Origin of the sequence: Nonomuraea fastidiosa, from assembly GCF_042751225.1 — a bacterium.
GTDB classification, from domain to species: domain Bacteria; phylum Actinomycetota; class Actinomycetes; order Streptosporangiales; family Streptosporangiaceae; genus Nonomuraea; species Nonomuraea fastidiosa.
In genome coordinates, this window is the sequence record NZ_CP170570.1 from 7,675,217 (window position 1) to 7,694,248 (window position 19,032).

Sequence of the window (19,032 nt, forward strand, 5' to 3'; positions counted from 1 at the left end):
TGTCAGGTGGTGACCCTGGCCAGCACGATGCCGCCGACGATGAGGCCGAGCGCGGCGATCCTGCCCACCGAGACGGGGTCGTCGTTGAGCACGATGCCCAGCGTGATCGCGCCGATGGCGCCGATGCCGGTGAAGACCGCGTAGGCGGTGCCGACCGGCAGCGTGTTCATGGCCTGCGACAGCAGCCAGACGGCGGCGGCCATCAGGGCCAGGCAGATCAGCGTGGGCAGCGGCCGGGTGAAGTTGTGCGTCGGTTTGATGCTCTGCGACCAGGCCACCTCGACGAGCCCGGCCAGCAGCAGGGTCAGCCAGCTCATCGGGCCGCCTCCTTGGCCACGGCCTCCACCGCCGCCGACAGCGACCGCTCGTGCTGCTCGCGCAGGTGGGCGAGCGCGGGGTCGAGGCGGGCGTTGGCCAGCTCGGCGTGGATGAAGGTGACGTCGTCCACGCCGAAGTGGCCCTTGAAGAAGTCGCGCAGGTAGCGCTCCTGGTGGTCGTAGGGCTCGCGCGGCGTGCCCGGCCCGTAGGCGCCGCCGCGCGCGCTGGTCACCACGAACGAGCGCCCGCGCAGGGACATCTTGGGGAAGGTGATCTGGTCGAGCCAGGCCTTGAGCGACGACGGGATCGAGTAGTTGTACATCGGCGTGCCGATCAGGATCACCTCGGCCGCGACCACCTCCTGCAGCAGCGGCTCCACGATGGCCCACGCCGCGCGCTGCGCCGGGGTGCGCACGGCCTCGCGGTAGCGCGCGATGTCGGTGATCTCGCGCTCGAGGATGTGGTCGCAGATCTCGGTCCACGCCTCGCCGATGTGCGGTACGGGGTTCGCGGCCAGGTCGCGGTAGGCGTACCCGGCCTGGGGGTGCGCCGTGCGCCAGGTCTCGGCGTACAGGCGGGACAGCCTGCGCGAGAACGACGTGCGGCGGGCGCTGGCGTCCAGGTGCAGCAGCATGGTCTCTCCTCACCACAGCTATGCGGACACGGTGTCCACTTGACTATAAGCGGACATCGCGTCCACATACAATCGGTGGCATGGAGAGAGCCGACGCCGCACGCAACCGGGCACGGATCCTCGAGGCGGCCGCGCAGCTGTTCGCCGAGCGGCCGCCGCACGAGGTGACGATGGACGACATCGCCAAGAGAGCCGGCGTGGGCCGGGGCACCCTCTACCGCCGCTACCCCGACCGGGCGTCGATTGCCGTCGCGCTGCTCGACGAGCACGAGCGGGACCTGCAGGAACGTCTGCTGCGCGGCGAGCCGCCCCTGGGGCCGGGGGCGCCGCCCGCCGACCGGCTGGCCGCCTTCTACGCCGCCATGGTCGATCTGCTGGAGGGCCACTCCCACCTGGTGCTCGGCTCGGAGCTGGGCCGCTCGCGTTTCGAGACCGGCGCGTACGGCTTCTGGCGCGCGCACGTGCGCTCCCTGTTGGTCGCCGCCGCCGTCCCGGACCCCGACGCCCTGGTCGAGATCCTGCTCGCACCGCTCGCCCCCGAGGTGTACGACCACCAGCGCACGGTGCTCGACCTCAGCCCGCGGCAGATCACGCAGGCGCTGGGCAGGCTCGCGGCGATCCTGCAGCGGTGACACCGCTCACCACCCGCACGGCCCCTCAGCGGCTTCCTGCGCGCGGCCGCGCGGCGGCGTGTGCGGCCAGGAACGGCAGCACGACCTCGGCCATCTCGTCGGGGACCTCCTCGGCCAGGTCGTGCCCGGCGTCGAAGACGTGGCCGGTGACGTCGTCGGCGAACATCCGCATCTGGGTCTCGTTGCGCTCGCCGATGAAGGCGGAGCCGCCGAGCGCCAGCACGGGGATGCCGAGTCTGCGCCGCGCCGCCTGCCGGTTCTGCTCGGCGTCGACGAGCATGGCCCGATAGATCGACAGCATCGCGCGGATGCCGCCGGGCATGGAGTAGCAGCGCACGTACTCCTCGATGACGTCGGGGGTGGCGCTGTCAGGGCGGCTGCGCTCGTTCTTGATCATGTACGTGATGAGCTCGCGCTCGTGCCCGGCGATGAGCATCTCGGGCACGTCGGGCTGGAAGTAGAAGCCGAGGTGCCACAGGTGCAGGCCGCCTGCGACGTTCTCCGGGGTGAGCGCGGCGTGGTCTTCGAAGCCGTAGCCGGGAAAGAGCGCTTCGGCGAAGACCAGGGAGGTGACGCGGTCGCGGTGGCGGGCGGCGAGCTGGTAGCCGATCACCGCTCCCCAGTCCTCGCCGATCACGGCGTAGGCGTCGTGGCCGAGGCGGGCCATGAGGGCGGCGACGTCGTCGGCCATGGTGGCGGAGTCGTAGCCGCCGGCGGGGCGGGCGGAGTCGCCGAGCCCGCGCAGGTCCGGCACGACGACGGTGTAGCGGGGCGTCAGCTTCGGCACCAGGTGGCGCCAGTGGTAGCCGGTCTTGGGCACGCCGTGCAGCAGCACCACGGCGGACCCCGACCCGGCGGTGCGGTAGTGCAGGCTCGTTCCGTTGGCGGCGGCGCGGCCGGTGCGTACGGGGGCGCCGCGGTGGTCGATCATCATCGCGTGGATCAGCCTTCCGATAAGTAACTGGATCGTTCGATACAGATTGCGGGCAGGAAAAGCTCACTCGATGGCGGCCACGGCGACCTCCACGAGCGGCTCCAGGGCGCGGACGTCCGGCGTCACCTTGGCGGAGACGAGCAGCCCGTTGAGGAACGTCACCAGGAAGGCCGCGAGCGTCTCGGGATCGTGCCGCGGCGACAGCTCGCCGCGCTCGGCCGCCGCCCGCAGCAGGCCGGCCAGCGCCTCTTGGTTGGCGTCCAGTACGTCGCGCACGATGCGCCGGGTCGGCCGGTCCTGCGGCAGGCGCTCGGTCGCGGCGTTGATCAGCAGACAGCCGCGGCCGCCCTCGGCGGCGATGCGGACCCGCTCCAGCAGCAGCGCGCGGATGGCCGCGCGGGCGTCGCCCTCGCGTTCGAGGGTGCGCAGGGCGGCGGTCGCGTACGTGGTGCGGTAGTGCTCCAGCGCGGCCCGGTAGAGGCCGTCCTTGTCGCCGAACGCGGCGTACAGCGAGCCCTGCCCGAGCCCGAGGTGGTGGGTGAGGTCACGGATGGAGGTGGCCTCGTATCCGCGCACCCAGAACAGCTCCATCGCGCGGGCCACGACCGCCTCGGTGTCGAACCCCCTGGTCCTTGCCATGGCACTGACCGTACCCTATCTGGATCGAACGTTCAAAAATCGCGATCCTGAGCCTCTGGCGTGCTGGAATGTTCTTGACTGGAGGAAGGTTGAAGCCTGCATGAAAAAGATCGGTTTCCTGAGCTTCGGGCATTGGTCGTCGTCGCCCTATTCGAAGGCGCGCAGCGCGTCCGACACCCTGCTGCAGTCCATCGAGCTGGCGGTGGCCGCCGAGGAGCTCGGTGCCGACGGCGCCTACTTCCGGGTGCACCACTTCGCCCGCCAGCTCGCCAGCCCGTTCCCGCTGCTGGCCGCCGTCGGAGCGCGGACCAGCCGCATCGAGATCGGCACGGGCGTCATCGACATGCGCTACGAGAACCCCCTCTACATGGCCGAGGACGCCGGCGCGGCCGACCTCATCGCAGGCGGCCGGCGACAGCTCGGCATCAGCCGCGGCTCACCCGAGCAGGTCATCGACGGCTGGCGCTACTTCGGCTACGCGCCCGCCGAAGGCGAGAGCGACGCCGACATGGCGCGCCTGGCACGCCGAGGTCTTCCTCAAGGTGCTGGAGGGCGAGGGCTTCGCCGAGCCGAACCCGCGCCCGATGTTCCCCAACCCGCCGGGCCTGCTGCGCATCGAGCCGCACTCGGACGGCCTGCGCAAGCGCATCTGGTGGGGCTCCAGCTCCAACGCCACCGCACGCTGGGCCGCCGGGCTCGGCATGCACCTGATGAGCTCCACGCTCAAGGACGACGAGAACGGCAAGCCGTTCCACGTGCAGCAGGCCGAGCAGATCGCCGCCTACCGCGAGGCGTGGAAGGAGGCCGGGCACGAGGGCGAGCCCCGCGTGTCGGTGAGCCGCTCGATCATGCCGATCGTCAACGACACCGACCGCGCCTACTTCGGTCACGAGCGCACCAGCACCGACCAGATCGGCTTCATCGACGCCACCACCAGGGCCATCTTCGGCCGCACGTACGCCGCCGAGCCCGAGGTGCTGGTCAAGGAGCTGGCCGCCGACGAGGCTATCGCCGCCGCCGACACGCTCCTGCTGACGGTGCCCAGCCAGCTCGGCGTGGACTACAACGCCCACCTGATCTCCTCGGTCCTGAAGTACGTCGCCCCGGAGCTCGGCTGGCGCTGACCGCTCGAACGGCCGTTTTTGTCGGTCCCGCCGTGCACCATCGCCTTGGACACCGTGAGGAGGCGCCATGGCGAGGGGATCCAAGCGGAGCAGGCGGCAGACGCCGATCGTGGCGGCGGGCGCGATCGGCGTCGCGGCCGTGTGGTTCGCCGCCGAGCATCCCGGCTGGGCGGCTGCGGCAGGCGGCCTGCTCGTGCTGCTGCTGGCCGCAGCGCTGCTGCTGCGGCGACGCGTGATCGAGGCGGGACGGCGGCGTTTCCTGGCCGCCAACGCCGAGCTGGAGCGCATCGATCGCCTCTCGGGCAGCGCGTTCGAGCATCTGGTGGCCGAGCGGATGCGGGCCGACGGGTTCCGGCAGGTCCGCGAGCGCGGCGGCGCCGGCGACGGCGGGGTCGACATCGTCGCCGTCGCTCCCGGGCCGGGCCGCCTGGCCGTCCAGTGCAAGCGCTACAGCCGTCCGGTGGGCGCGGCCGAGGTGCGCGAGTTCCTGGGAGCGCTGGCCAACTCCTTCGCCGGTCACACCGGCGTGCTGATCACCTCCAGCCGGCTCACCCGGCAGGCCCGCCAGGAGGCTCAGGGCGCGCGGGATCCGCTCATCGTCGTCGAACGCGACCACCTCGCCGACTGGCTCCTGGGCGAAGCCCCGCTGCTGCCCGGCGGCCGCCTCACGCGCCGCCCGCCGCCGTTGGCCGGCAAGGCCGGATAGGCCGGGGCGCGCGGTGAGCGCGCCGGAGACGTCCAAGCGACGATGGCCGAACCCGCAGGCGCGTGCTCTGCTCACGCGGCGAGCGCGGGGCGGCGGGCCCACGTGGCCCAGCGCCACACCCACTCCAGCGGCCCCTGGCGGAAGCGGCGCAGCCACAGCACCGACCAGCACCACTGCACGAGCAGGATGCCGCCCGTGATCGCGAGCACCGCGACGGTGGGCCAGGCGTGCGGCGGCCCGTCCATCACGGGCGCGACGGCCAGCACGAGGACGGTGGCGGTCAGGTAGTTGGTCAGCGCCATCCGCCCCAACGGCGCGAAGACGGCCTGCAACACCGGCCGCAGCGGGGTCCGGAGCAGGATGAGCAGCAGGCAGATGTACGCGCCCGCGATCAGCAGCCCGCCCAGCGGCATGGTCAGACCGGGCTGCACCTGCTGGGCCTGCAGCGCGCCCACGGGCACCGCCAGCGCGGCACAGGTCAGGCCGATCAGCGCGGGGAGGCGGGCGGAGTCCTCGATGCGGTCGATGACGCCGTACCGGGTGAGCGCCGCGCCGAGCAGGAACAGGCCGGGCACGACCGCGAACGGCCCGCCGCCCAGGGCGAGCGCCGCGAGCAGGAACGCCGCCGCCAGCCAGGCCACCGCTTTGGCGGGCAGCCAGGTGGACGGCAGCAGCACCACGAGCCCGGCCACGGCGTAGACGGCGAGGATGTCACCCTGCCACAGCAGGAAGTGGTGGGCCAGGCCGATCGCCAGCAGCGCCAGCAGCCGGCGCAGCAGCACGAGCCGGGGCCGGGCGGCCCGCTCCCCCGCCGAGCGCAACAGCAGCGCGAACCCGATGCCGAACAGCACCGAGAAGATCGGGTAGAAACGCTGGTCGACGAGCAGGCCGTGCCAGGAGATGCCGTCCTGCGGCGGTGCGACGGGCGGGGCGCCGGCGGCGGCGATCGGCTGCACGTTGGCCAGCAACACGCCGCACAACGCGAAACCGCGCACGACGTCGAGCGCCGCGATGCGGGGCCGTTCAAAAGGGGACATGGAGCCTGATCCTGCGGCCAGCGGCTGGCCGTGCGCATCGGCCCAATGGCGGATCCCGGCCCGTCCCTTCGGCCGAATGTCCGAAGGGACAGGCCCGCGCACCGACGAGCCTGCACGGGCTCATTCATGGTGCGACGTCGAGGTGGGTCGGTTGTCAGTGGGTATGGTCCGATCCCTGCCGCCGCTTTCATCCGCTCCGGAAACGGGTCGCCGGGGAGGGTTGGCGGCCGGAACGTCATCGAGTTCGCCGGGTTCGACCGCATAAGATCCTGTTGGTGCCATCGGGTGACTGCGCGTTCGCGAAGAGAGAAGGACGCGCGGGCATCACGTGCGCTTGCGATGCCCCGGGCCGCCGGCGGGCGTCGATGGCCGAGTCCAGCACGTGGCCTGAAGCGGGTCGCGTTCCCCTCGCCCCCGGAGATTTCCTTATGACGCCGGCTCTCGAGATCGACGAGCTGACCAAGCGCTTCGGCGACACCCTCGCCGTCGACGGCATCCACCTCACCGTCCCGCCGGGCTCGTTCTTCGGGCTCGTCGGCCAGAACGGCGCGGGCAAGACCACCACCCTGTCCATGGCGGTCGGCCTGCTGCGCCCCGACGCGGGCACCGCGCGCATCTTCGGCCAGGACGTCTGGTCCGCGCCCGAACGCGCCAAGACGCTGGTCGGGGTGCTGCCCGACGGGCTGGCCATGCCCGAACGGCTCACCGGACGGGAAGTGCTCACCTATCTCGGCCTGCTGCGCGGGCTGGACAAGGACGTGGTGGCGCAAAGGACCGACGACCTGCTGGGCGTGCTGGAGCTGGACGGCGCCGACAAGACGCTCGTCATCGAGTACTCGACCGGCATGCGCAAGAAGATCGGGCTGGCCACCGCGCTGCTGCACGCGCCCCGCCTGCTGGCGCTGGATGAGCCGTTCGAGGCCGTCGACCCGGTCTCGGCCGCCACGATCAAGACGATCCTGCGCGGCTTCGTGGCCGGCGGCGGCTCGATCGTGCTGTCCAGCCACGTGATGGCGCTGGTCGAGCAGCTGTGCGACCGCGTCGCCGTGATCGACAAGGGGCGCGTGGCGGCGGCCGGCACGCTGCAGGAGGTACGCGGCGCCCGCTCGCTGGAGGACGCCTTCGTCGAGCTCGTCGGCGACCCGGACGACGGCATCAAGGAGTTGTCGTGGCTGTCGAGCTGACCATGGCCCGGATGAAGATCGCGCTGCTGCGGCACGCCCTGCACGGCAGGCGGGCGCAGACGGCCGGCACGGGCGCGACGCTCGGCCTGCTGTGCGCGGCGGCCACGCTCTATCTGGCCTTCACCGACCTCGACCTGCTGGCCGCCGCGTACGCGGTGTGGCTGCTGGGCTGGGTCCTCGGCCCGATCTTCATGGGCGGCGGCGACGAGACACTGCGCCCGGAGTACTTCGCGCTGCTCGGCCTGCCGCCGCGCCGCCTGGCGGGCGGCCTGCTGGTGGCCGCCTTCGTGGGTCTGGCGCCGCTGGCCAGCCTGGTCGCGCTGGGCGGGCTCGTGGTGGCGGGGGCGCGGCAGGGCGCGGCGGCCGCGCTGGTGGCGGTGCCGGCGATGGTGCTGCAGCTGGCCGTGTTCGTGCTGCTGTCGAAGGTGGCGGTGGCGCTGGTCGGCCTGGCCGTACGCACCCGGCCCGGTGCGGTCGCCTCCGGCCTGCTGAACGGCGCGCTCCTGGCCGGGCTCGCGCAGATCTGGGTGTTCCTGGTGGCCTTCGAGCAGACCGGCGTGCCCGCCGTGGTGTACTACCTGCCCTCCGGCTGGGGACTGCTGGCCGTGCAGGGCCGGTGGTGGGCGCTGGCGGCGCTGGCCGCCCTGGTGGTGCTCCTGCTGGCGGTGTGGGCGGCGCTGCTCGGCGAACGCTCCGGCACCACCCGCCGCTCCGGCCGGGCCAGGCGGCCGATGACCGCCGCCACCGCCAACGGCGCGATCGTCGCCAAAGAGCTGCGCACCTGGTCACGCGACCTCGTACGCAACCATCAGCTCACCTTCGCCCTGGCGTATGCCGCCTGCTTCACCACCAGCCCGCTGCTGCTCGGCTGGAACGGCATGCTGCCGTACACGGGCCCGATCTTCATCGTGATGGCGGCGGCGATGAGCGCCAACGTCTACGGTTTCGACGGCACCGCGCTGTGGCTGACGTTGATGATGCCCGGCACGAGCGACGTGCGCGGCCGCCAGCTCGCCTGGCTGGCGGCGCACGCGCCGGTGGCGATCGTCCTCGCCGTGGCGTGCACGGCCGTGACGGGCGGGCCGTGGCCGCTGGTGCTGGCGTTGACGGCCGCGCTGCTGGGCGGCGCGGCCGGGCTGGTGCCGTGGGTGTCGGTGCACCTGCTGGTGCCCGGCACCGATCCGCACCGCCGCGCCGGCAACCCGCTGCGCACCAGCGAGGACGACGGCGGCCTGACCGGGCTCGCCTACCTGATGCTCGTCCTGGTCATCCTCACCGGCGCGCCCGCGGCGCTGGCGGCGCTCTTGTGGGGCTGGGCCGGCGTCGCGGCCGGCGTGGTGAGCGGGGCCGCGTGCTGGTGGTGGTTCGGCCTGCTGGCCGAGCGGCGGCTGCGCTCGCGCGGGCCGGAGCTGCTGGACGTCATGCGGACCGGCCGCAAGCCGGAGACGACCGTGACCTCCCGCTTCGACCGGCTGTCGCGGCGCCGCAAGACCGTCGCCTGGTACTGCTTCGGCTTCGGCGCGATCCCGCTGGTGCCGCAGGGCATCGTGGCCGCCGTCTTCGTGGCCAACGACATGCTGCGCCACACCTGGTTCCTGGCCACGTACATGCCGGAGGGGCTGCGCTATCCGGTGGCCGGCGGCTTCATGCTGCTCGGCCTGGCCATGTACGGCGCGGGCCTCTGGGCCGTCAGACCGGCCGCGACCCGCCAGGACGCCCCGGACGCCGCCTCGGACGCTGCCGCCCGCGAGAGCGCCCCGGACGCCCCCTCGGAAGCCGCCGCCCGCCAGGGAGCACCGGACGGCTCATGATCCGGCCGGCACGGATCCCAACCCGCTCCCGGCATGGCTGGTCAAGGAAGGGGCGTGAACCGTTCCGGCCTGTCCCCGACTGTTCCGGCCTCTCACTCGACCGTTCCGGCCCCTCACCCGACTGCGCGGGGTGATGGGAGGGCGAGATGGCCGGCGACCAGAAGCCGAGCGAGCGGGAGGCACAGCGCCGGCGGTGACCGTGCCGGCCCAGAGCGGTGGCCTGGCTGCCACCGGGGGTCGGGGTTCGGTGACGGCCGTGCGGGCCGGGGTGGTGGCTTGGCTGCCATCGCAGGTTGGGGGTGCGGTGATGGCGTGGCCGTACTACGAGAGCCGCGGCGCGGTGCCGTTCGGCCGGTCGGTGCGGCGCAGGCGGCCGGGGTGGCGCTGGGTGCGGCCACCCGGCACACCCGCGTCGCGATGCCGCTGCCGGTGCCGCTGGTGAGCGCCGGGCAGCCGGCGGCACGGGCGAGCCGACTCGGCGAGCCGACTCGGCGTTTCGGCCGTCGCAGTGGGCCAGACCGGGCTGAGACACGCCACCCCGATTCTGGACGGGGCCACCTCCGTGGTAACGGACAGGGCCACCTCCGCGACCTCGTCGCCGCACCCCAGGTCGGGGCGTCCGGCCTCTCGTCCGCGCAGCGTGCCCGGTGCCGGGGCGGCGACGCTGGGCGCCCGCGTGCCTGGTGCCGGCGGCGCCGGTCGGGGCGGCGTACGTGGTGCTCCGCCGCCCGGCCTGACGCGAGGGCCTGCGTCGTGTTCCGCCGCCGCACCTGACCCCTCGCGAAGAGGGTCAGCGGCGACCGTAGGCGCCGGCTTCGATGTCGGCGATGAGGGTGGGCCCGGTGGGCTTCCAGCCGAGCAGCTCCTGGGTGACCGTGCTGCTCGCGTGGCAGCCGGAGGAGAAGAAGTGCCCGATCCAGCCGAAGTGGCCGGCCACCTCGGCGGGGTCGATCGAGGCGGTGGGCAGGCCGAACACCCGGCCGATGGCCTCGGCGATCTCGCGGGTCGGCACGCCCTGCTCGGCGACGGCGTGCACGCGGCTGCCCGCGGGCGCCTTGTCGAGGGCGAGGGTGACCAGGCGGGCGGCGTCGGAGATGTGCACGGCCGACCAGCGGTTGGCGCCGTCGCCGGGGTAGCCGGAGGCGCCCTTGTCGCGGGCGATCCCGGCGATGACGGAGATGAAGCCGTGGTCGTCGGTGCCGTGCACGGTGGGCGGGAAGCGCAGGGCGACGGCGCGCACGCCGCGCTCGGCGTACGACAGGGCGAGGTTCTCGCTGCCGCCGCGCGGGGCGTCGGGGCCGTGGAAGGGCGAGGGGGCGGCCTCGGTGACGATCGCCTCGCCGAAACCGGCGATGCCGGAGGCGAGCAGGAACGGCCGGTCGCTGCCGGCGAGGGCGTCGCCGATGGCCTGGACGGCGGCGCGTTCGGCGGCGTTGGTGCCGGCCAGGTCGTCCCAGTTGTGCTTGTTGGCCAGGTGGATGACGGCCTCGGCCGTCGAGGCGGCGGCGCGGATGCCGGCCAGGTCGTCGAGGTCGCCGCGGTGGACGGCGGCGCCCTTGGCCTCCAGTTTGGCGGCGGAGGCGTCGGAGCGGGCCAGGCCGGTGACCTTGTGGCCGGCGGCGAGCAGGTCGTCGACGACGGCGGAGCCGATCCATCCGGAGGCTCCGGTGACGAACACGTGCATGGCGGGATCTCCTCACGCGCCCCTTCCGGGGCGGATTCCAAGTGATGACAGCAACTAACGTCAGTCGCTGACATAGCGTAGCTCGCATGTCAGTTGCTGTCATCACTAGACTCGAGGCCATGGTGCGTTGGGAACCCGGAGCCCCCGATCGGCTGCAGCAGGCGGCCCTAGAGCTGTTCGCCACCCGCGGCTACGAGGAGACGACCGCCGCGGAGATCGCCCAAGCGGTCGGGCTGACCGAGCGCACCTTCTTCCGCCACTTCAAGGACAAGCGCGAGGTCCTCTTCCGCGGCCAGGACCACCTGGTCAAGGCCGCCCTCCAGGGCGTGAACGCCGCGCCCGAGCAGGCCACGCCGATGGAGGTGCTCACCTCCGCCCTGCAGGCGATCACCTCGGCCTTCTCCGACGAGCGCCGCCCCTGGTCACGTACCCGCCAGCAGGTCATCGACCGCAACCCCGCCCTGCAGGAACGCGAGCAGCACAAGCTGTCGATACTGGCCGCCACGATCGCCGAGGCCATGGCCGCACGCGGCGTCGCCGCGCCCACGGCCACGCTGGCCGCGCGCTCGGGCATCGCCGCGTTCGAGGTCGCGTTCCTGCGCTGGATCGCCGACGGCGAGCAGCGCCCGCTCACCGTCATCATCAAGGACGTGCTCGACGAGCTGCGCGCCCTCCTGCGGTGAGGCCCGTTATTCGATTGTGGTCACCGGCCGATCCCCTCCTATCCTGTACGGCGTGATTCATCGGGGGCGACCGGCAACGGCGCACATGCGCATCACGCGGGCCAACGCCCGCTTCCAGCAGTGGCAGGCCCTGCTGGGCAACCGCACCAAGCGGCAGCGCGCCAAGGAGTTCATCGTCCAGGGCGTACGCCCGATCAGCCTCGCAGTGGAGTTCGGCCACCCCATCCGGGCCATGCTCTACGACGCCGAGCGCACGCTGTCGAGCTGGGCCCGGCAGATGCTGGAGGTCTCCGGGGCCGAGCCCGTGGCCCTCGCCCCCGACCTGCTGCGGCAGCTCGGCGAGAAAGACGAGGACGTGCCCGAGCTGGTCGCGGTCGCCGAGCTGCCCGAGGACGACCTGTCCCGCATCCAGGCAGGGCCGCGGTTTCTGGGCGCGGTGTTCGACCGGCCCAACATGCCCGGCAACATCGGCACCATGGCCCGCTCGCTGGACGCCTTCGGCGGCACCGGCCTCATCGTCACCGGCCACGCCGCCGACCCCTACGACCCCCGCTCGGTGCGCGCCTCGACCGGCTCGCTGCTGGCGTTGCCGGTGGTGCGCTGCCCCTCACACCGCGAGGTCCTCGCCTGGGTGGACGGCCTGCGCGCCCAGGGGGTGCCGCTGACGGTCGTCGGCACCGACGAAAAAGGCGACCGCGACATCTCCGAGCTCGACCTGACCGGCCCGACCCTGCTGGTCATCGGCAACGAGACCACCGGCATGAGCGCCGCATGGCGGCAGTCCTGCGACGTCATGGCCCGCATCCCCATGGCCGGCTCGGCCAGCTCGCTCAACGCCGCCAGCGCGGCCACCGTCACCCTGTACGAGGCCGCCCGCCAGCGCCGCGCGGCCACGAGCGGCCCCGCATGACCTACCGCCACGCCGTCGAGCCCCGCGACCACCAGGACCTGGCCAGCGGCTCGGTGCTGCACTCCGCGCCCGGGTTCCCCGCCTTTCCCGTCCGGCTGGCCAGCGAGATCTTCCAGCGCGCCCTGGCCCTGCGCGGCGGAGACGAGCCGGCCGCGCTGTGGGATCCGTGCTGCGGCAGCGGCTACCTGCTGACCGTGACGGCGCTGCTGCACCGCTCCCGCATCGCCTCGGTGCTGGCCACCGACCTCGACCCCGAGGCGGTCGCCCTGGCCGGGCGCAACCTCGCCCTGCTCAGCCGGGCCGGACTCAACGCCCGCGCCGCCGACCTGCGCGAGCGCGCCGGACGCTTCGGAAAACCCGCCTACACCAAGGCCGCCCAGGCCGCCGGCCGCCTGGCGGACGCGCTGCAGGCGGCCGGCGGCGACCTCCCCCACGCCGCACGCCAGGCCGATGTGTTCGACCCCGCCCAGCTCCGGCAGGCCGTCGCCGGCCGCATACCGGACATCGCGATCACCGACGTCCCCTACGGCGAGCAGGCCCACTGGCACGGCCCCTCGGCCGCCGAAGGCGTCACCGGCATGGTCGAGGCGGTGACGGCGGTGCTGCCGCAGGGCGGCGTGCTGGCGGTCACCGTACGCGGCCGCAAGGTCGTCGTGGACGGCGACCGCCGCCCCGACGCCTCCTTCAAGATCGGCACCCGCGCGGTCGCGCTGTTCCGCATCCCCGCCTGACGCGGCCCGCACGAGGTCAGTCGTCGTGCGTCGTGCTCACTCGTCGTGGGCGATGTGCAGCAGCTGCCGCCACAGCAGCACCACGAACGCCGCCGACCCGGCGAAGGCGAACCAGAACGGCGCCGCCACCCCCCAATGCGTGGCCAGCAGCCCGCCGATGACCGAGCCGACCACCAGCCCGGCGTAGACGCAGATGGTGTTGACGCTGCCGACCCGGCCCTGCAGCTCGTGCGGGACCGCCCGCTGCCGCACCGTCACCGACGTGGTGCCCCAGATGAAGGCGTGCGCGCCGAAGACCAGGAAGATACCGCCGGCCACCCATGGCGAGTGCGTCAGCGCCAGCCCCAGGTGGGTGAACGTCTCGATGATGAGCCCGATCCGCATCAGCACCCCCAGGCTCACCTTCCGGGTGATCGCCCCGTACAGGCCGGTGCCGACCAGGCCGCCGACGCCTTGGATGGTGGTGACCAGGCCGAACCCGACGGCGCCCAGGCCGAGCTGCTCCTGGGTGTAGAGCACGAGCACCGACCAGGCGGCGCCGAACGTGAAGTTGAAGATCAAGATGGTGAGGACCAGCGTGCGGACGGCCGCGTGCCTGATCGTCCAGCGGAAGGCGTCCAGCAGCTCGTGCACCGCCCCGGAGCCGCCTCGTCCGGCGGAGCCGCCCCGCCCGGCGGAGGCGGCCTGCGCGGCGCGGCGGCCGTGCGGCGGCAGCGCGATCCGCGACACCAGCACCATCCCCGCCAGCACCAGCAGCAACTGCGCCGCGAACGGCCACAGGAGGCCGAGCCCGATCAGCGCCGCTCCCACCGGCGGCCCGGCGAGCTGGTTGAGCGTGATGAACCCGGTGCCCAGGCGGGCGTTGGCCACCATCAGATCCTCACGGCCGACCAGCATGGGCGTCAGCGTGGAGGTGGCGTTGTCGGCGAACACCTCCGCCACCGACCGCAGCGTCAGCGCCACCAGCGCCATGGCCACCGTCAGCGTGCCGGTCAGCAGCATCACCGTCAGCGCCGCCAGCACCACCGCGCGGGCGGCGTTGGCCACCAGCACGATCGTGCGCCGGTTGTGCCGGTCGGACAGCACGCCCGCATACAGGCCGAACATCAGCGGCGGCGCCCAGCCCACCAGGGCCGACAGCGAGATCAGCAACGGGTCGCGGGTCAGGGTGGCGATCAGCAGCGGCCCCGCCGCCGCAGCCAGCCCGTCGCCGAGGTTCGTCAGCCAGCTCGAGGCCAGCAACCACCGGAAACCCGTCCCCAGCCGGGCGGGCAGCACGCGTTCCATCACCGAGACCACGAGCGCAGCAGCCTACGTCGGGCCCCTGACCGGCAGCAACGCATTTTCCCGCGCACGGGACACGCCGGGCGGCCCGGAAAAGCAGCCGCACATCCCCCGCACGGGAAACAGCCGAAACGCCGGACCGGTCGGCGAAAAGACGCCTGCGGCACGCCGGACGTCGTTTCCGTATCGTTTCCCGCTCTGTCTTGCCCGCCCCGGCGGCGCCGGGGATGATGACGCCGTCCGGCCCTGACCGCACCTCCGCGGCCCGCACCAAATCAACGCTTGTGTTGCCCCGTTAATCTTGCGATTCTTTCCCCAACCGGCCGCATTCACGACACCATTCCTCACCACCCCCTGAACGCGTCTTCGCACCAACGGATCGAGGCCGCGCACGCACGCCCCACGGGCACGCGCTGACGAGGAGGTCGCGATATGACACTGACCAGCAGGTACCGGGCCGCCGCCCGCATGATCGCCGTCATCGGCGCGACGGCGCTGGTGGCCGCCTGCTCCGGCACCGGCGGCACCGGCGGCACCACAGCCGGCACCGGCGGCGGCTACCCCGACCGCACCATCACCTTCGTCGTACCGTTCAGCGCGGGCGGCCCCACCGACACCGTCACCCGCATGATCGCAGACCCGATGGCCGCGACACTCGGCGGCAAGATCGTCGTGCAGAACGTCGAAGGCGCCGGCGGCACCGTCGGCGCAGGCGAGGTCGCCCGCGCCCAGCCCGACGGCTACACCGTGCTCATGCACCACATCGGCATGTCCACCGCCCCCGCCCTGTACAAGGACCTCGGCTACCAGCCGCTGGAGAGCTTCGAGACCGTCGGCCTGGTCACCGAGGTGCCCATGACGATCGTGGCGCGCAAGGACTTCGGCCCCGCCACGCTGCAGGACCTCGTCTCCTACGTCAAGGCCAACGCCGACAAGGTCACCCTCGCCAACGCCGGCATCGGCGCCGCCTCCCACCTGTGCGGCCTGCTGTTCCAGACCGCCACCGGCGTCAAACTCCAGGAGGTCCCCTACGAAGGCACCGGACCCGCCCTGACCGACCTCGTCGGCGGCCAGGTCGACTTCATGTGCGACCAGACCACCAACACCAGCGGCCAGATCGCCGCCAAAGAGGTCAAGGTCTACGCCGTCACCACCCCCGAACGCGTCACAAGCCTCCCCGACGTGCCCACCACCAGCGAAGCCGGGCTCCCGCAACTGCAGGTCAGCGTCTGGCACGGCCTCTACGTCCCCAAAGGCACCCCGCCCGACGTGGTGACCAAACTGTCGGAGGCGCTGAAGACGGCCCTGGCCGACCAGAAGGTCATCGACCAGATGGCCAAACTCGGCACCGCCCCCGTCCCCGCCGACCAGGCCACCCCCGAGGCCCACAAGACCAAGCTGCAAGAACAGCTCGGCACCTGGGGCAAGGTCATCGCCGACGCCGGCGTGAAGGCCTCCTGAACATGCGGGCACGCCGCTCCTGGCCGGACGTCCTGGCCGGCGCCATCTTCATCGTCATCGGCGCCGCGTTCGCCGCCGGCGCGCTCGGCTACGACCTGGGCACCCCGCTGCGGCTGGGGCCCGGCGCCTTCCCGCTGCTGGTCGGCGCCATCGTCGCCGCACTCGGCCTGGCCATCGTCGTCAAGGGCCTCATCGCGGGTGAGGCGATCACCTTCGGCCGCATCCCGTGGCGGGCCGCCGCCGTCATCACCGCCGCCCTGGTGTTCTTCGGCTTCACCGTACGGGGCCTCGGGTTCGTCCCGGCCTCGGCGGTGACCGCCCTGCTCACCACGCTCGCCGCCCGCGTACGGCTCATCACGGCCCTGGCCGTCACCGCCGGCCTCACCGCGGCCGCCACCCTCATCTTCGTCGTCGGACTCCAGCTGCGCATCCCCCTCCTGGGCCCGTGGCTCGGAGCCTGACACGCGACCGGATCTTGAGGTATGGACCTTCTCGACAACCTCGCCCTGGGCTTCTCCACCGCCCTGCTCATCCAGAACGTCCTGTACTGCTTCGTCGGCGTGCTGCTCGGCACCGCCGTCGGCGTGCTGCCCGGCATCGGACCGACCGCGACGGTCGCGATGCTGCTGCCCATCACCTTCACCTTCGAACCGGTCACCGCCCTCATCATGCTGGCCGGCATCTACTACGGCGCCCAATACGGCGGCTCGACCACCGCCATCCTCATCAACCTGCCCGGCGAATCCTCCGCCGCCGTCACCGCCCTCGACGGCCACGAGATGGCCCGCCAAGGCCGCGCCGGACCCGCCCTGGCCACCGCCGCCATCGGCTCGTTCATCGCCGGCACCATCGCCACCGTCGTCCTCGCCCTCGCCGCACCGCCCCTGGCCCGCGTGGCGCTGCAGTTCGGGCCCGCCGAGTACTTCTCCCTGGTGCTGCTCGGCCTCATCGTCTCCATCGCGCTCGCCCGCGGCACCGCGCTCAAAGCCCTCGCCATGATCGCGCTCGGCGTCCTGCTCGGCACCATCGGCCAGGACATCTACACCGGCACCCCCCGCTTCGTCTTCGGACAGCGCGAGCTGTACGGGGGAATCGACTTCGTCTCGGTCGCCGTCGGCATGTTCGGCGTCGCCGAGATCCTGCGCAACCTGGAGGCCGGCCACACCCGCACCGCGATCGTCTCCCGGGTGCGCCACCTGTGGCCCACCCGCGACGACTGGCGCCGCATCGCCGGCCCCATCCTGCGCGGCACCGGCCTGGGCGCCGCGCTCGGCGTGCTGCCCGGCGGCGGCCACGTCCTGGCCTCCTTCACCTCCTACGCCGTCGAGAAGCGCATCTCCCGCCGGCCGCAGCAGTTCGGCCACGGCGCCATCGAAGGCGTCGCCGGACCGGAGTCGGCCAACAACGCCGCCGCCCAGACCTCCTTCATCCCGCTGCTCACGCTCGGCCTGCCCGCCCACCCGGTGATGGCCCTCATGGTCGGGGCGTTCATCGTGCACGGCATCACCCCAGGCCCCAACGTCATCGTCGAGGAACCGGCCCTGTTCTGGGGGCTGATCGCCTCGATGTGGATCGGCAACGTGCTGCTGGTGCTGCTCAACCTGCCGCTCATCGGCATGTGGGTGCGCATGCTGCGCATCCCCTACCAGGTGCTGTTCCCGATGATCGTGCTGTTCGCCGCGATCGGCACCTACTCGCTCAGCTTCAACGCCTTCGACGTCTACGCGATCGTGGCGTTCGGGCTGCTCGGCTACATCCTCATCACGTGCGGCTGCGAGCCGGCACCGCTGCTGCTCGGCTTCGCGCTCGGCCCCCTGCTGGAGGAGAACCTGCGCCGCGCGATGATCATCTCGCGCGGCGACGCGTCGGTGTTCGTGACCCGCCCCATCTCGGCCGTGCTGCTGGCGCTGGCCGTGCTGGCGCTGGTGGTGGCCGTGCTGCCGGCGATCCGCCGCCGCCGCGAGGCCGTCTTCACCGACGACGACTGACCCCCGATGTGTCCTTCACCCTCCGCCACACCTCGCCCCGCGACGACAAGACCGTCACCGCGCACAACGGCAGGCTCACCATCCGCGGCCGCCTGGCCGACAACGGCCTGCGCTTCGAAGCCCAGCTCCAGGTCATCACCCAAGGCGGCCGGCGTACCGACGAAGGCCAGAGCGTCCGCGTCGAGGGCGCCGACAGCGCCGTCCTGCTGCTGTCGGCCGGCACCGACTACGCCGACACCTACCCCACCTACCGCCGCGACGACCCCACGACCGCGTCACCGCGGCCGTCGACGCCGCCGCCCGCACCGGCCACAGCTACACACTGCGCAACGAGGCGGCCGCCACGCCACCGGCCGCACCGGGCCCGACGGCATCGCCGGCCGCGCCACCCGGCCGCTGCGCTTCGGCGCCGACCAGAACGGCGATCAGCGCCCGACCGGCGGCCTGGACCGGCCCGCCATCATCGCCCGCGCCCTGACCGCCGAGGAGGTGAAAACCAGGCGCGACCTCGTCTTCTGACGCCGAAGACGCCTGGGGCGAGCCTCGTCAGTTCTGCTGGCCGATCGGCCGGATCGTGATCGTGTTGAGGTCCACCCCGGCCGGCTGGTCGAGCGCGTAGCAGATCGCCTCGGCGATCGCACCCGGCTGCAGCGACACCGGCGGCGCGCCCGCGTCCCACCAGAACGGCGTGTCGATGACGCCCGGATTGACCAGCGTCACACCGACCCCGCGGCCGGTGGCGAGCATGCGCAGGTTCTCCGCCAGCCCGGTCACCGCCCACTTCGTCGCCGAGTACAGGTTGCCGGGGCTGTTCTTCACCCCGACCACGCTGCCGACGAACACCAGCCGCCCGCCGGTCGCCTCCAGATGCGCGAGCGTCGCCCTGGCCAGCAGCGCCGGGCCGAGCACGTTGGTCAGCACCATCGACGGCCACAGCTCAGGATCGCCGTCGGCCAGCGTCGTGCCCGCGGTCTGCACATGGTCGCGGGAGGTGAACCCGGCGTTGGCCACCGCCGCATGCAGCGCCCCGAACCGCTCCACGGTCTGCGCCACCGCCCGCTGGGTGTCCTGCCAATCGGCGGCGTCGGCGATCACACCGAGCAGCCGGTCCGGATGCCCGGCCTCCTCCACGAACGCCTTCAGCCGCGCCTCGTTGCGGCCGGTGACGGCCACCTGGTGGCCGCGCTCCAGCAGCAGCCGCGCGGCCTCGGCGCCGACGCCGCTGGTGGCGCCGGTGATCAGTACGGTCTTCACGGTCATGGTCCTGCCCCT

Annotated in this window: 20 protein-coding genes and 1 pseudogene; 13 read left to right on the forward strand and 8 right to left on the reverse strand. The window is 72.6% G+C overall.

Annotation, left to right across the window (positions count from 1 at the left end; translation table 11 throughout):
• Positions 1 to 2: 2 nt before the first annotated feature.
• Entirely contained in the window at positions 3 to 317 is a 315-nt protein-coding gene (locus tag ACFMQL_RS35280; protein WP_364050720.1) for a multidrug efflux SMR transporter, read from the reverse strand.
• On the reverse strand, positions 314 to 952 hold the full coding sequence (locus ACFMQL_RS35285; RefSeq protein ID WP_378789129.1) for an FMN-dependent NADH-azoreductase: 639 nt from the start codon (positions 950 to 952) through the stop codon (positions 314 to 316). The genes ACFMQL_RS35280 and ACFMQL_RS35285 overlap by 4 nt, the downstream gene beginning before the upstream one ends.
• A gap of 80 nt (positions 953 to 1,032) precedes the next feature.
• Here ACFMQL_RS35285 and ACFMQL_RS35290 point away from each other — a divergent pair, with 80 nt between their 5' ends.
• Complete coding sequence (locus ACFMQL_RS35290) at positions 1,033 to 1,584, forward strand: TetR/AcrR family transcriptional regulator (protein WP_378789130.1); 552 nt, start codon at positions 1,033 to 1,035, stop codon at positions 1,582 to 1,584.
• 25 nt (positions 1,585 to 1,609) lie between these two features.
• Here the strand turns inward: ACFMQL_RS35290 and ACFMQL_RS35295 are convergent, their stop codons facing one another.
• Positions 1,610 to 2,518, reverse strand: coding sequence for an alpha/beta fold hydrolase (locus ACFMQL_RS35295; RefSeq protein ID WP_378789132.1), 909 nt, complete (start codon positions 2,516 to 2,518; stop codon positions 1,610 to 1,612).
• A gap of 63 nt (positions 2,519 to 2,581) precedes the next feature.
• A complete protein-coding gene (locus ACFMQL_RS35300; RefSeq protein WP_378789133.1) occupies positions 2,582 to 3,157 on the reverse strand; it encodes a TetR/AcrR family transcriptional regulator in 576 nt (191 codons plus the stop codon).
• Between the two features lie 100 nt (positions 3,158 to 3,257).
• Between ACFMQL_RS35300 and ACFMQL_RS35305 the strand changes: the two are divergent.
• The 3 genes and pseudogenes from ACFMQL_RS35305 to ACFMQL_RS35315 all read left to right on the forward strand — a co-directional run.
• Positions 3,258 to 3,632, forward strand: a pseudogene (locus tag ACFMQL_RS35305) (LLM class flavin-dependent oxidoreductase); the annotation flags it as partial.
• 67 nt (positions 3,633 to 3,699) lie between these two features.
• Positions 3,700 to 4,281, forward strand: a complete 582-nt coding sequence (locus ACFMQL_RS35310) for a hypothetical protein (RefSeq protein WP_378789135.1) — start codon at positions 3,700 to 3,702, stop codon at positions 4,279 to 4,281.
• Positions 4,282 to 4,348: 67 nt separating this feature from the next.
• The gene (locus tag ACFMQL_RS35315) at positions 4,349 to 4,987 is read left to right on the forward strand and encodes a restriction endonuclease (RefSeq protein WP_364050704.1); all 639 of its coding nucleotides are present in this window, start codon (positions 4,349 to 4,351) and stop codon (positions 4,985 to 4,987) included.
• Positions 4,988 to 5,058: 71 nt separating this feature from the next.
• Here ACFMQL_RS35315 and ACFMQL_RS35320 read toward each other — a convergent pair whose 3' ends face one another.
• Positions 5,059 to 6,024 carry a DUF418 domain-containing protein gene (locus ACFMQL_RS35320; protein WP_378789136.1) on the reverse strand — a complete coding sequence of 322 codons (966 nt, stop codon included), beginning with the start codon at positions 6,022 to 6,024 and terminating at the stop codon, positions 5,059 to 5,061.
• A gap of 428 nt (positions 6,025 to 6,452) precedes the next feature.
• Here ACFMQL_RS35320 and ACFMQL_RS35325 point away from each other — a divergent pair, with 428 nt between their 5' ends.
• On the forward strand, positions 6,453 to 7,208 hold the full coding sequence (locus ACFMQL_RS35325; protein WP_364050698.1) for an ABC transporter ATP-binding protein: 756 nt from the start codon (positions 6,453 to 6,455) through the stop codon (positions 7,206 to 7,208).
• Positions 7,193 to 9,019 carry a hypothetical protein gene (locus ACFMQL_RS35330; RefSeq protein ID WP_378789138.1) on the forward strand — a complete coding sequence of 609 codons (1,827 nt, stop codon included), beginning with the start codon at positions 7,193 to 7,195 and terminating at the stop codon, positions 9,017 to 9,019. Before ACFMQL_RS35325 ends, ACFMQL_RS35330 begins: the two co-directional genes overlap by 16 nt.
• 790 nt (positions 9,020 to 9,809) lie before the next feature.
• Here ACFMQL_RS35330 and ACFMQL_RS35335 read toward each other — a convergent pair.
• Complete coding sequence (locus tag ACFMQL_RS35335) at positions 9,810 to 10,703, reverse strand: SDR family oxidoreductase (RefSeq protein ID WP_378789139.1); 894 nt, start codon at positions 10,701 to 10,703, stop codon at positions 9,810 to 9,812.
• Between the two features lie 119 nt (positions 10,704 to 10,822).
• Between ACFMQL_RS35335 and ACFMQL_RS35340 the strand changes: the two genes are divergently transcribed.
• The 3 genes from ACFMQL_RS35340 (at position 10,823) to ACFMQL_RS35350 (ending at position 13,027) form a co-directional block, all read left to right on the forward strand.
• A complete protein-coding gene (locus ACFMQL_RS35340; protein ID WP_364050689.1) occupies positions 10,823 to 11,386 on the forward strand; it encodes a helix-turn-helix domain-containing protein in 564 nt (187 codons plus the stop codon).
• Between the two features lie 85 nt (positions 11,387 to 11,471).
• A complete protein-coding gene (locus ACFMQL_RS35345) occupies positions 11,472 to 12,296 on the forward strand; it encodes a TrmH family RNA methyltransferase (RefSeq protein WP_364050686.1) in 825 nt (274 codons plus the stop codon).
• Positions 12,293 to 13,027 (forward strand): rRNA methyltransferase, encoded by a 735-nt coding sequence (locus tag ACFMQL_RS35350; protein ID WP_364050683.1) that lies wholly within the window; start codon positions 12,293 to 12,295, stop codon positions 13,025 to 13,027. Before ACFMQL_RS35345 ends, ACFMQL_RS35350 begins: the two co-directional genes overlap by 4 nt.
• Before the next feature lie 36 nt (positions 13,028 to 13,063).
• Here the strand turns inward: ACFMQL_RS35350 and ACFMQL_RS35355 are convergent, their stop codons facing one another.
• Positions 13,064 to 14,314, reverse strand: a complete 1,251-nt coding sequence (locus ACFMQL_RS35355; RefSeq protein ID WP_378789142.1) for an MFS transporter — start codon at positions 14,312 to 14,314, stop codon at positions 13,064 to 13,066.
• A 429-nt stretch (positions 14,315 to 14,743) separates the two neighbouring features.
• On the opposite strand from ACFMQL_RS35355, the gene ACFMQL_RS35360 reads away from it, so the two are divergent.
• From ACFMQL_RS35360 to ACFMQL_RS35375, 4 genes are read left to right on the forward strand one after another with little or no spacing between them, the layout of a single operon-like run.
• Positions 14,744 to 15,772 (forward strand): tripartite tricarboxylate transporter substrate-binding protein, encoded by a 1,029-nt coding sequence (locus ACFMQL_RS35360; RefSeq protein ID WP_364050677.1) that lies wholly within the window; start codon positions 14,744 to 14,746, stop codon positions 15,770 to 15,772.
• Positions 15,773 to 15,774: 2 nt separating this feature from the next.
• The gene (locus ACFMQL_RS35365; protein WP_364050674.1) at positions 15,775 to 16,233 is read left to right on the forward strand and encodes a tripartite tricarboxylate transporter TctB family protein; all 459 of its coding nucleotides are present in this window, start codon (positions 15,775 to 15,777) and stop codon (positions 16,231 to 16,233) included.
• A 21-nt stretch (positions 16,234 to 16,254) separates the two neighbouring features.
• Positions 16,255 to 17,760 carry a tripartite tricarboxylate transporter permease gene (locus ACFMQL_RS35370; RefSeq protein WP_378789144.1) on the forward strand — a complete coding sequence of 502 codons (1,506 nt, stop codon included), beginning with the start codon at positions 16,255 to 16,257 and terminating at the stop codon, positions 17,758 to 17,760.
• 8 nt (positions 17,761 to 17,768) lie between these two features.
• A complete protein-coding gene (locus ACFMQL_RS35375) occupies positions 17,769 to 18,338 on the forward strand; it encodes a glycoside hydrolase N-terminal domain-containing protein (RefSeq protein ID WP_378789146.1) in 570 nt (189 codons plus the stop codon).
• Here ACFMQL_RS35375 and ACFMQL_RS35380 read toward each other — a convergent pair.
• Entirely contained in the window at positions 18,307 to 19,020 is a 714-nt protein-coding gene (locus ACFMQL_RS35380) for an SDR family NAD(P)-dependent oxidoreductase (protein WP_364050665.1), read from the reverse strand. The two genes, ACFMQL_RS35375 and ACFMQL_RS35380, sit on opposite strands and share 32 nt — an antisense overlap.
• Positions 19,021 to 19,032 lie beyond the last annotated feature (12 nt).